This is a genomic window from Enterococcus sp. AZ191, from assembly GCF_051713845.1.
Lineage (GTDB): Bacteria > Bacillota > Bacilli > Lactobacillales > Enterococcaceae > Enterococcus_B > Enterococcus_B durans.
In genome coordinates, this window is the sequence record NZ_JBIOQS010000001.1 from 1,335,908 (window position 1) to 1,348,501 (window position 12,594).

Annotated in this window: 10 protein-coding genes; 9 read left to right on the plus strand and 1 reads right to left on the minus strand. The window is 39.6% G+C overall.

Going from position 1 to position 12,594, the window contains the following annotated elements; translation table 11 throughout:
* The first annotated feature begins 10 nt into the window (after nucleotides 1-10).
* The 6 genes from trmFO (at nucleotide 11) to IGI47_RS06480 (ending at nucleotide 6,385) form a co-directional block, all read left to right on the plus strand.
* A complete protein-coding gene (gene trmFO, locus IGI47_RS06455) occupies nucleotides 11-1,333 on the plus strand; it encodes an FADH(2)-oxidizing methylenetetrahydrofolate--tRNA-(uracil(54)-C(5))-methyltransferase TrmFO (RefSeq protein WP_438783686.1) in 1,323 nt (440 codons plus the stop codon).
* 356 nt (nucleotides 1,334-1,689) lie between these two features.
* Complete coding sequence (gene xerC, locus IGI47_RS06460; RefSeq protein WP_438783687.1) at nucleotides 1,690-2,589, plus strand: tyrosine recombinase XerC; 900 nt, start codon at nucleotides 1,690-1,692, stop codon at nucleotides 2,587-2,589.
* Nucleotides 2,590-2,627: 38 nt separating this feature from the next.
* Nucleotides 2,628-3,176: an HslVU peptidase proteolytic subunit gene (gene hslV, locus IGI47_RS06465; RefSeq protein WP_005878157.1), complete on the plus strand. Its 549-nt coding sequence runs from the start codon at nucleotides 2,628-2,630 to the stop codon at nucleotides 3,174-3,176.
* Nucleotides 3,177-3,189: 13 nt separating this feature from the next.
* Complete coding sequence (hslU, locus tag IGI47_RS06470; RefSeq protein ID WP_311929787.1) at nucleotides 3,190-4,590, plus strand: ATP-dependent protease ATPase subunit HslU; 1,401 nt, start codon at nucleotides 3,190-3,192, stop codon at nucleotides 4,588-4,590.
* Between the two features lie 15 nt (nucleotides 4,591-4,605).
* The gene (gene codY / locus IGI47_RS06475) at nucleotides 4,606-5,397 is read left to right on the plus strand and encodes a GTP-sensing pleiotropic transcriptional regulator CodY (protein WP_005878161.1); all 792 of its coding nucleotides are present in this window, start codon (nucleotides 4,606-4,608) and stop codon (nucleotides 5,395-5,397) included.
* A gap of 112 nt (nucleotides 5,398-5,509) precedes the next feature.
* Nucleotides 5,510-6,385, plus strand: coding sequence for an aldose 1-epimerase family protein (locus IGI47_RS06480; protein ID WP_311929788.1), 876 nt, complete (start codon nucleotides 5,510-5,512; stop codon nucleotides 6,383-6,385).
* Between the two features lie 232 nt (nucleotides 6,386-6,617).
* Here IGI47_RS06480 and plsY read toward each other — a convergent pair whose 3' ends face one another.
* Nucleotides 6,618-7,256, minus strand: coding sequence for a glycerol-3-phosphate 1-O-acyltransferase PlsY (gene plsY / locus IGI47_RS06485; protein WP_311929790.1), 639 nt, complete (start codon nucleotides 7,254-7,256; stop codon nucleotides 6,618-6,620).
* A 106-nt stretch (nucleotides 7,257-7,362) separates the two neighbouring features.
* On the opposite strand from plsY, the gene IGI47_RS06490 reads away from it, so the two are divergent.
* The 3 genes from IGI47_RS06490 (at nucleotide 7,363) to parC (ending at nucleotide 12,475) form a co-directional block, all read left to right on the plus strand.
* Nucleotides 7,363-7,800: a CoA-binding protein gene (locus IGI47_RS06490; RefSeq protein WP_311929792.1), complete on the plus strand. Its 438-nt coding sequence runs from the start codon at nucleotides 7,363-7,365 to the stop codon at nucleotides 7,798-7,800.
* Between the two features lie 182 nt (nucleotides 7,801-7,982).
* Nucleotides 7,983-10,013: a DNA topoisomerase IV subunit B gene (gene parE, locus IGI47_RS06495; RefSeq protein WP_311930009.1), complete on the plus strand. Its 2,031-nt coding sequence runs from the start codon at nucleotides 7,983-7,985 to the stop codon at nucleotides 10,011-10,013.
* 11 nt (nucleotides 10,014-10,024) lie between these two features.
* The gene (gene parC / locus IGI47_RS06500) at nucleotides 10,025-12,475 is read left to right on the plus strand and encodes a DNA topoisomerase IV subunit A (protein ID WP_438783688.1); all 2,451 of its coding nucleotides are present in this window, start codon (nucleotides 10,025-10,027) and stop codon (nucleotides 12,473-12,475) included.
* Nucleotides 12,476-12,594 lie beyond the last annotated feature (119 nt).

A 12,594-nucleotide genomic window follows, 5' to 3' on the forward strand; every position in this document is an offset into this window, starting at 1 on the left:
AGGTCAATCATTGAAAACTGTTAATGTTGTAGGAGCAGGTCTTGCTGGAAGTGAAGCTGCGTGGCAGATTGCGCAAGCAGGAGTTCCTGTTCGTTTATATGAAATGCGTCCAGTAAAATCAACTGAGGCACATCACACAAGTAATTTTGCTGAACTAGTCTGTTCCAACTCTCTAAGAGGCAATAGTCTAGCGAATGCGGTAGGTTTGTTGAAAGAAGAAATGCGTCGCTTGAATTCCGTAGTCATTACTTCAGCTGATGAAACAGCTGTTCCTGCTGGAGGTGCTTTAGCGGTTGACCGTAATTCCTTTTCTGAAACCATTACGCGAAAAGTCAAAGAACATCCTTTGGTAACAGTCGTCAACGAAGAAATAACTGCCATACCAGAGGGCGTCACGATCATTGCAACAGGTCCGTTGACTTCTCATCCTTTAGCAGAAAGTATTAAAGAATTCAATGGATCAGAAGGATTTTATTTTTATGATGCGGCTGCACCAATCGTCGATAAAGCAACGATCGACATGGACAAAGTCTACTTGAAATCTCGCTACAATAAAGGGGAAGCAGCTTATTTAAACTGTCCAATGACAGAAGAAGAGTTCAAAGCTTTTCATGAAGCATTAACGACAGCAGAAGTTGCCGAGTTGAAATCTTTTGAAAAAGAAAAATATTTTGACGGCTGTATGCCGATCGAAGTGATGGCACAAAGAGGCTTCAAAACAATGCTGTTTGGTCCTATGAAGCCAGTTGGATTAGAAGATCCAAAAACGGGCAAAAGACCGTATGCAGTCATTCAGCTACGCCAAGATAATGCGGCAGCATCTTTGTATAATATCGTCGGTTTTCAAACGCATTTGAAGTGGGGCGAACAAAAACGTGTTTTCCGGATGATCCCTGGATTAGAAAATGCTGAGTTCGTGCGTTATGGTGTGATGCACCGTAACAGTTTCATGAATTCACCAGAATTATTGAAGCCTACGTATCAATCGACAAAACGCGAAGATCTATTTTTCGCGGGACAAATGACGGGTGTCGAAGGGTATGTTGAAAGTGCCGCCAGTGGTCTACTTGCAGGTATCAATGCCGCTCGTTTGGCAAAATCTGAGGAGCCAATTGAATTTCCACGGGAAACTGCTATCGGCAGCATGGCATACTATATCACACACGCAGAAGGCAAACATTTCCAACCGATGAATGCAAACTATGGATTGTTCCCTGAGTTACCGAAACGTATTCGTGATAAAAAAACACGTTATGAAACAATTGCTCAAAGAGCATTGGAAGTGGGCGAACAATTCAAACGTGAATTATTTGAAGAAGTTTCCGCCAATTAGACAAAAGAGGGTAGAAGCGTTTAACTACGAAAAATAAGAAAAATTTCATGGGGATTTCTTTTCAAATTTTTGTGGATTTTGATTTATTTTCGAGGGAGCTTCTTCTTTTTCTACCCTCTACTCGTGTTGAGAGTGTGAGACAAAAGTGTTCCTTACTTTTGTCTCACACTCTTCTTTTGGTGGGGAACGTTTTCTTTTCAATGGTCGTTAAATAAAAGAAGACGCCTCCTTTTTGTCAAGATAATTGTTTTAATTGTGAATAAACTTAGAAATATTGGTTAAATTCTGACAATTTGTTTGTCTTTTTATTTTGGCTATGCTAAATTTATTTCTGGGATCAAAAGGAAGGTGATGAAGTGACAGAACAACCATGGAAAGAAAAATTTTTACGTTATTTAATCGTTGAACGAGGATATTCCGAAAAAACAAGGGAAGCGTATGAAGAAGATATCAACAACTTCCATCAATTTTTGGCTGACTCTGGTGATGACGATTTGTTAAAAGTAAAACATATAGATGTACGCGTATATTTGAGCTACTTGACTGATGAGATGTACAGCAGAAATTCGATTAGTCGAAAGATTGCCAGTCTACGTTCATTTTATCAGTACCTTTTAAAAGAAGAGCTGATCATTGAGAACCCTTTTTCCTATGTGCACCTCAAAAAGAAAAATTTAAAATTGCCCCGCTTTTTTTATGAAGATGAAATGCAGGCACTATTCGATAGTGTAACGGGAGAAAAACCGTTGGAACTGAGAAATCGAGCATTATTAGAGATTCTCTATGGTTCGGGTATCCGTTTAAGTGAATGCAGCAATCTGAAAATGTCGGATATCGATCTTGATTCGGAAGTCATGCTGGTCCATGGGAAAGGAAACAAAGAACGATATGCGCCGATTGGATCATTTGCACATGATGCTTTAATGGAATATGTTGAAAATGGCCGTCATGTCTTGATGACGAAGTATCAGAAAGAGCATGATATCGTTTTTGTCAATCATCATGGAGAACCAATCACACCAACAGGCATTGAATATGTTCTAAACCAAATAATAAAAAAAAGCAGCTTAGATAGTTCGATTCATCCCCATATGCTTAGACATACATTTGCAACCCATCTATTGAATAATGGTGCAGATCTGCGTACGGTGCAAGAATTGCTTGGTCACGCGAACCTCTCAACGACCCAAATCTATGCGCATGTAACCAAAGAAAGCTTACAAAAAAATTACCGTTCTTTTCACCCAAGAGCGTGAGATAAAAGAGAAAGTTAACTATTTAGGAGGAAATAACTATGGTAGAATCACAATTCCATTCAACGACAATCTGTGCTGTTGAAAAAAACGGCAAGTTCGCAATGGCGGGCGATGGTCAAGTAACGATGGGAGAATCTGTTGTTATGAAAGGCACTGCCAGAAAAGTGCGACGCATCTACAATGATGAAGTGGTTGTCGGTTTTGCTGGAAGCGTGGCAGATGCTTTTACTTTAGAAGAAAAGTTTGAAGGAAAGCTAAATGAATATAACGGCAACTTGCAAAGAGCAGCAGTAGAATTGGCGCAAGAATGGCGCACACAACAATCGATGCAAAAATTAGAAGCAATGCTGATTGTTATGAATGATAAAGAGATGCTTCTAGTATCAGGGACTGGTGAAGTGATCACACCTGATGATGGTATTTTGGCCATCGGTTCAGGAGGCAACTTCGCATTAGCTGCCGCCCGTGCAATGAAAAACTATGCTCAAAATGATATGAGTGCAAAAGAAATCGCAGAAAATGCATTGAATATCGCAGCAGATATTTGTATTTTTACAAATCATAATATCATCGTGGAAGAAATATAGAGGTGAACAAACTATGAATGAATTAAAACAAACACCAAGACAAATCGTCAGCGAATTGGACCAATACATCGTTGGTCAATATGATGCTAAAAAATCAGTTGCTGTAGCATTACGTAACCGCTACCGCCGTCTACAACTGGATGAAAAAATGCAACAAGATATCACACCTAAAAACATGTTGATGATCGGACCGACTGGGGTAGGTAAAACAGAAATTGCCCGCCGTTTAGCGAAAATCGTCAATGCACCTTTTGTCAAAGTCGAAGCAACTAAATTTACTGAAGTGGGATATGTGGGACGCGATGTCGAATCGATGGTGCGTGACCTAGTTGAAAATGCGATCCAAATCGTAGAAAAAGAACAATATAGTCGTGTATATATGGATGCGAAAAAGAATGCTGAAAAACGCTTAGTAAAAGTGTTGGTCCCTGGTATCAAAAAAGAACAAAAACAATCTGGTAATCAATTTGAACAGATGATGAATATGTTCAATATGGCACAGCAAAATAATGCAGAACCTCAAGAAGATGTTACTGAAGACATCCGAGTGAATCGCAAAACGGTATTGGAACAGCTACAAAAAGGTCTTTTGGATAACCGCGAAGTAACGATTGAAGTGGAAGATCAAAAGAAACCAGCGCCAATGATGAACAACGGATTAGAGCAAATGGGTATCGACTTGAACGAAACACTAGGAGCTTTGACACCTAAGAAAAAGGTCGAACGCACAGTGACAGTCAAAGAAGCCTTAGAATTATTGACAAAAGAAGAATCTGCTAAACTTGTCAAAGATGCGGATATCCATAGTGAAGCAATCAAATTAGCAGAATCAAGCGGGATCATTTTCATTGATGAAATCGATAAGATCACGTCAAAATCACAGCAATCCGGTGAAGTATCAAGGGAAGGGGTCCAACGTGACATTTTACCAATCGTTGAAGGCTCACAAGTAAATACGAAATATGGTACGATCCAGACTGATCATGTCTTGTTCATTGCTTCAGGAGCGTTTCATCTATCAAAACCTAGCGATTTGATCCCTGAACTACAAGGACGTTTCCCGATCCGCGTTGAATTGGATGATCTGACGGCAGAAGACTTCATCAAGATCCTGACTGAACCAAACAATGCGTTGATCAAGCAATATGTGGCTTTGATCGGTACAGAAAATGTTTCGGTAACGTTTACAAAAGAAGCAATTGAGAAAATTGCACAAATCGCTTATGACGTGAACCGCGACACAGATAACATCGGTGCTCGTCGCTTGCACACGATTCTTGAAAAACTATTGGAAGATCTACTATTTGAAGCACCTGATATGCAGATGGGGGAAATAACCATCACAGAAGCATATGTGGATGAAAAGTTGGGTTCAATCGCGGCAAACGAAGACTTAAGCCGCTATATTTTATAAAATCGGAGGAAGAAAATGACGGATTTATTGACAAAGACCCGCAAGATAAATAAACTCTTGCAACAAAAAAATACTTTTGATATGCAAGCAGATTTACCTTACGATAAGATGGCTGTTACTCTAGGTGCTATTTTAGATAGTAATGTATATATCATCGGTAGTGATGGTGTACTTTTAGGATATAATGAACGTCACGATGTAAACAACGATCGTGTAAAAAGCATGTTTGTTGAAAAACAATTTCCCGATTCTTATACAGACACTGTTGGTCAACTAAATAAAACAGAAGCGAATATTCCTATCACCAGTGAAATCACTGCTTTTCCTTTTGAAACCAGAGAAAAATATCCCTTTGGTTTAACTACTGTTGTACCGATTTTTGGTGCAGGCGAACGTTTAGGAACGATCATTCTTGCAAAAATGGAACAAGCTTTCAATGATGATGATCTAGTATTGGCTGAATACGGCGCAACAGTAGTTGGGATGCAGATCTTGTATCAAAAATCTCGAAGTATCGAAGCCGACGTTCGCAGTGCGACTGCGGTCCAGATGGCGATCAATACGTTATCATACAGTGAGTTAAAAGCGGTGCAAGCGATTTTTGATGCATTAGAGGGAGATGAAGGCCGTTTGACGGCTTCAAATATTGCTGACAAGATCGGCATCACTCGTTCAGTGATCGTAAATGCATTACGCAAATTAGAGTCAGCCGGTATCATTGAATCTCGTTCTCTGGGGATGAAGGGCACGTATCTAAAAGTTTTGAATTCTCGCTTTAAAGAAGAATTAACTAAGCACAGCTATTAACTGATTCAATCTAAAAAAGCAGTTCAACATTTATTCAAATAGAGGAAAAACTTATAGACCTGAGACACAGCTATCGTCTCAGGTTTTAGGATTTAATGATGGAGGAATTACTATGACTGTTATCATTCAAAATGATCAATTGATTGCTGAAATCGCTGAACATGGCGCAGAATTGATTAGTTTAAAATCAAAAGAATCAAATTTGGAATACATTTGGCAAGGTGATCCTGAATACTGGGGACGCCATGCGCCAGTATTATTTCCATTTGTCGGTCGTCTTAAAGATGATGAATATACTTATCAAGGGAAAACTTATTCGATGGGGCAACATGGCTTTGCTAGAGATATGGACTTTGAGGTCATTGAGCAAGGCGAGGAATTAGCTAGTTTTATGCTAAAAAGTACTCCTGAAACAAAGAAAAATTATCCATTTGATTTTGAACTCGTCATTTCTTATGAACTAGGTGGGGATGGGATCACTGTTCATTACCAAGTAGCGAATGTTGGAGAAGAAGAAATGTTCTTTTCGATTGGCGGGCACCCTGCCTTTAACGTTCCACTTGAAGAAGGATTGACTTTTGAAGATTTTTATCTTGCATTTTCACCAAGAAAATCTAGATTGCGTTTACCTCTGAATGGTCCATATATCGATATGGATCAAAAAACATTGGGCCAGACAAATACGAATCTTGCATTGATGCGTGAATTATTCGATCAGGATGCGTTGGTCTTTGAGACAAAGGGCTTGAATGCTTATGCTATCAGAAGCGAAAAATCGAGTCATAGTGTGACTTTGAGCTACAAAGATATGCCTTACGTTGGTATTTGGTCTCCTTATCCCAAAGAAGCGCCGTTCGTATGTATCGAACCTTGGTGTGGGATCGCGGATACAGTGGACAGCACAGGGAAGCTGATGGAAAAAGCCGGAATCAATCAATTAGGGGCCCATGAAATCTTTAAAACAAAATATTCGATTACAGTAAAATAGAACAGAATTTCAATAAATATTTTAAAAAACAATGAAAAAAAGAGGTCGAGACAAAAGTCTTTTAGGTTTGAGAAATTGGAGAAAAAAACGAACAATACGTTTTTTGTATTGCTCGTTTTTTTGAAATTTCCGAAAAACCTGACTTTTGGACTTTCGTTTATTCGAGAGTCTGTAGCAAACCTGATTTTTAGATTTATCCCAGCCTCTTTTTATCTCACTTGCTCTCTGCTTTTTAATTATTTTTTTTGCTGCTATTCAAGCCAAAAGGGACTCTACTTTCAGTTTTATCTTTGATACGTTTGATATTGTCTTTGTGACGATAAAAAATAAAAGCTGATACTAAGAAGGCAATGATCGTAAGTAACCAGTTAGGCTCAGGTAAAATATTAGGGGCAATATAAGGCAAGAAGATTGTGGATAATGTGATCAACACTGCACTGATCATACTGCTCAAACTAACCATGCTTGTACAAAAAAGACTAACGATGAAAATAATACACGAATAAACGAAAAAGAGTGGATTGAATCCCAAAAGCATGCCGGCACTTGTAGCTACAGCTTTTCCGCCCTTAAATCCTGCAAATATCGGGAATGTGTGCCCTAAAATCGCACAAACACCAAACCAAAGCGGATTAATGCTCGTAACGTGGAAAATAAACGGCAGACAAGTTGCCAATGTTCCTTTCAGGATATCCATGAACAAAACAATGGTTCCTGCGGTTTTACCTAGTACTCTGAATGTATTCGTCGTGCCAGTATTACCGCTGCCGTGTTGGCGAATATCTTTTTTAAAAAACAATTTGCCTACCCAAACGCCCGAAGGAATCGAACCTAAAAGGTATGCTACAATAAATAATAAGATCAATTTCATTTTTAACCCTCTTTCAAGTTGAAAACTAAGGTTTATTTTAGCATGAATAGTAAGCAGGAACAATCGGAAAAACTTGAAAGATTAGACGAAAGGAAGCGTAAAAGAGATGGCATTTGAAAATCCAATGCAAGAAAGAATTTTTGATTATTTAAAAGAAGCGAAAACGATCGCGGTCATAGGATTAAGTAATAAAGAAGAGCGTACGAGCTACAAAATTGCTCAGTTGCTCCAAGACAAGGGATATCGAATTTTACCAGTTAATCCTATTTTAGCCGAACAGGAAGTCTTAGGAGAAAAAGTATTTGCACGTCTTTCAGATATAGATGAACCTATTGATATTGTCGATATTTTTCGTCGCAGTGAATTTTTACCAGAAATCGCCGAAGAGTTTTTACAGACGAATGCAAAAGTTTTTTGGGCGCAGTTAGGGATCCAAAATGACGAAGCAGCGAATATACTCCAAAAAGCAAATCATAAAGATATCGTGATGGACCGTTGTATCAAGATCGAATGGAACAAAATGCACGAACAAAACAATATTTAGAAAAAAACAAAGAAGAAAGAAATGAACAAATAAAAATGGCTCAACAAGAGCATCTATGGACAGAAAACGAGGGATTAAATAGTTTTTAATTCGCTTCTACCCTCTTTTTTTTCAGGAGCTTTTCTAGTATGATTATCGTGGTGCGGTTTTTACCGCAAAGTATTATTGAAGGAGCGTTTGCCTTGGCAAAAAAAGTAAAGAACGAATATAATGATGCGTCAATCCAGGTTCTTGAAGGATTAGAGGCAGTCAGAAAAAGACCAGGGATGTATATTGGGTCGACTGACAGCCGAGGCTTACATCATTTAGTCTATGAAATCGTCGATAATGCTGTAGATGAAGCGTTATCAGGATATGGAAATGAAATTGGCGTAACGATACATGAAGACAATAGTATCACCGTCGTAGATAGCGGACGTGGAATGCCAGTAGGAATGCATTCGTCAGGTATCCCAACAGTCGAAGTGATTTTTACGGTATTGCATGCCGGCGGGAAGTTCGGCCAAGGAGGATATAAAACCTCTGGTGGACTCCATGGTGTAGGTGCCAGCGTTGTAAACGCATTGTCAAAATGGCTAATTGTCACGATCGTACGTGATGGCATTGAATATCAACAAAAATTCAGTAATGGCGGAAAACCAAACGGCACACTGAAAAAAATCGGCAAAACTAAAAAAGCAAATGGCACGACTGTCCATTTCTTGCCAGATGATTCGATTTTTTCTACCACAAAATTTTCTTATGAAATATTATCAGAACGTTTGAGAGAATCAGCTTTCCTATTACGCGGCGTACGGATCACTCTCTCTGATTTACGTGGAGAAGAGCCAGTTAATGAAGTCTTTCATTATGAAGAAGGAATCAAAGAATTTGTCGATTATTTGAATGAAGAAAAAGATACGTTGACACCAGTTGTTTATTTCTCTGGTGAAAAAGACGGAATCGAAGTGGAAGTAGCTTATCAATATAATGATGGCTATTCTGAAAATGTCTTGTCTTTCGTTAACAATGTTCGAACAAAAGATGGTGGTACCCACGAAGTAGGAATGAAAACTGCTATGACAAAAGCATACAATGAATATGCTAGAAAAGTGGGCTTGCTGAAGGAGAGAGACAAGAACCTTGAAGGTAGTGATTTTAGAGAAGGTCTCGCCGCTGTCCTTTCAATTCGCGTGCCAGAAAATCTGCTTCAATTTGAAGGACAAACAAAAGAAAAACTAGGGACACCAGTAGCACGGACCGTCGTAGATAACGTCATTGGTGAACAAATGGGCTTTTATTTACAAGAAAATAGTGAAATGAGTCAAATGCTTGTTAGAAAGGCCGTAAAAGCCAGAGAAGCGCGAGAAGCAGCACGGAAAGCGCGAGAAGAAAGCCGCAACGGCAAGAAGCGTAAAAAAGGGGAATCTCTCTTATCAGGGAAATTGACGCCTGCGCAATCACGTAATCCTAAAAAGAATGAATTGTATTTAGTCGAAGGGGATTCAGCCGGTGGTTCAGCGAAACAAGGACGAGATCGCAAGTTCCAAGCTATTTTGCCGCTTCGAGGAAAAGTTATCAATACCGAAAAAGCGAAGATGCAAGATATTTTAAAAAATGAAGAAATCAATACCATGATCTATACGATCGGTGCGGGTGTCGGTCCAGAATTTTCGATTGAAGATTGCAATTATGACAAGATCATCATCATGACCGATGCAGATACGGATGGTGCACATATCCAAGTATTGTTGTTAACTTTCTTCTATCGCTACATGAAACCTTTGATTGAAGCCGGGAAAGTCTACATTGCTTTACCGCCATTATACAAAGTATCTAAAGGACAAGGGAAAAAACAAGTAATCGAATATGCTTGGACGGACGATGAGCTTGCAGCAACGATCAAGAAGATCGGTAAAGGCTATATGCTTCAACGTTACAAAGGACTTGGAGAAATGAATGCGGAACAATTATGGGAAACAACGATGGACCCAACATCACGTACGTTGATCCGCGTTCGGATCGATGATGCAGCCCAAGCGGAGCGTCGTATTACCACATTGATGGGAGATAAAGTCGAGCCACGTCGTAAATGGATCGAAACCCATGTCCAGTTTACTTTGGAAGAAGATGGAAGCATCCTTGATAAAAAAGAAGAAGTCGAGATCACACCATCTGTTTCAAACGAATTGCTGGATGAAGAGAAACAAACAGATCAAATTGTTGTAGAATAGGAGGTCACCTGATGGAAAATCGTCAAGAAGTACAAGAGCTAACGCTAGAAGAAGTAATGGGTGACCGCTTTGGGCGTTACTCAAAATATATTATCCAAGAAAGAGCATTGCCAGATATTCGCGATGGCTTGAAACCCGTTCAAAGACGGATTTTATTTGCCATGAATAAAGATGGGAATACTTTTGATAAAGGCTTTAGAAAATCTGCTAAATCTGTCGGGAACATCATGGGGAACTATCACCCCCATGGAGATAGCAGTATCTATGAAGCAATGGTTCGTATGAGTCAAGACTGGAAACTAAGAGAAGTCTTGATCGAGATGCATGGAAACAATGGGAGTATGGACGGTGATCCACCAGCTGCCATGCGTTATACAGAAGCCCGATTATCACAGTTGAGTGGTGAAATGTTGGCAGACATCGAAAAAAACACAGTGGATCTTGTCTGGAATTTTGATGATACAGAAAAAGAACCCACTGTCTTACCTGCCAGATACCCTAATCTGCTGGTCAATGGATCGACAGGGATTTCAGCAGGGTATGCGACAGAGATCCCCACGCATAATTTATCGGAAGTGATCGATGGAACGATTTATATGATCGACCATCCAAAAGCCAGTTTAGACAAGTTGATGGAATTTATCCCAGGACCAGATTTCCCGACTGGCGGAATCTTACAAGGAAAAGATGAAATCAAAAAAGCCTACGAAACAGGACGTGGCAAGGTCATACTTCGTTCAAAGACAAAAATCGAGGCCATCAAAGGGAACAAACAACAAATCGTGATCTCTGAGATCCCATATGAAGTAAATAAAGCAACGCTTGTCAAGAAAATGGATGAGATCCGTTTGAATAAAAAAATCGATGGAATCGCTGAGGTACGGGATGAAAGTGACCGAACAGGGTTACAAATCGTTGTGGAACTAAAAAAAGATGCAAATGCACCTGGAATCTTAAATTATTTATTCAAAAATACAGAACTGCAAATCAACTACAATTTCAATATGGTCGCTATCGATCATATGACACCTCATCAAGTTGGCTTGGAAGATATCTTGAGTAGTTATATCGACCATCGAAAACAGGTGATCACGAAGCGTAGTCAATTTGATTTGGAAAAGGCACAAAAACGTCAGCACATCGTTGAAGGATTGATGAAAGCTTTATCGATCCTTGATGAAGTGATTGCGACGATCCGTGAAAGTAAAGATAAAAAAGATGCAAAGAAAAATTTAGTGGACGTTTTCCAATTTACTGAGGAACAGGCAGAAGCAATCGTGACACTGCAATTGTATCGTTTAACGAATACAGATATCACGGAGTTACGTGCAGAGTCAGAAAGCCTGATCGCTCAAATCACTGAATTGAATAAGATCTTGTCTGATGACAAAGAATTATTCTCTGTGATGAAAAAAGAACTTCGCGAAGTCAAGAAAAAGTACGCGAATGCTCGTATGACGAAGATCGAAGATGAAATCGAAGAAATCAAAATCGATACCAAAGTATTGGTGGCACAAGAAGACGTTGTTGTCAGTGTGACCAGAGAAGGCTACGTGAAACGAACTAGTCTACGTTCATATAGCGCCTCTAAACCTGAAGAAATCGGGATGAGAGAGGGCGATTACTTACTGTATTCAGGAGAACTGAATACATTGGATCATCTTCTCCTTGTCACGAACAAAGCCAACGTTATTTATCGTCCGGTCCATGAGTTGCCTGATTTGAAATGGAAAGATGCGGGGGAACATATCTCGCAAACGATTTTAAATCTTTCTGTAGATGAGTCGATTTTGGCAGTCTTCCCTTACAAAAAAATCGATCCGGAGAAAACATTTGTGTTCATCAGTAAACAAGGATGGATCAAACAAACGAGAATGACAGAATTCGAACCGTGGCGTACGTACAAGAGCCGTCCGCTTAGCGGGATGAAGCTGAAGAGCGAAGACGATGAATTAGTCGCCATTTACCTTGAAGACGGTCAGACAGGCTTAGATGTCTTTTTAGTCACACATCAGGGAATGGGACTACGATACCCGCTCCAAGAAGTACCGGTAGTTGGTACCAAGGCAGCTGGTGTCAAATCGATCAATCTTAAAGAAGAAGACACTGTGGTCAATGGACTCGTAGTGATTGCTGAAGGAGATACACCGATCGTGATCGTTACTCAGCGTGGAGCCGTGAAACGAATGTTAGCACAAGAAATCAGTCAAACCTCGCGTGCGAAGCGTGGCGTCACAGTCTTGCGTGAATTAAAGAAAAATCCGCATCGTATCATTTACATGTCGGAAGGCAAATCGAAAGAGATGACAGTGATCAACCAAAAAGGACAAGAGCTAGTCATCGATCCAACGGACTATCCGATTGGCGACAGAACATCAAATGGTTCCTTTGCAATGGATGAAAAAAGCGGTGGCGAAGTCCTCAAAGTAATTGATTCACCAGAGATTTCGATTGACGAGTAAACTGTTATGGTATTTTTTGATAAGAGGGTTATCTGTACTAATACAGGTAACCCTCTTATTTTATGTTTGTTAATAAAATATTAATAGATATCGTTCAAAAATATGAAAGTGTTCACAAT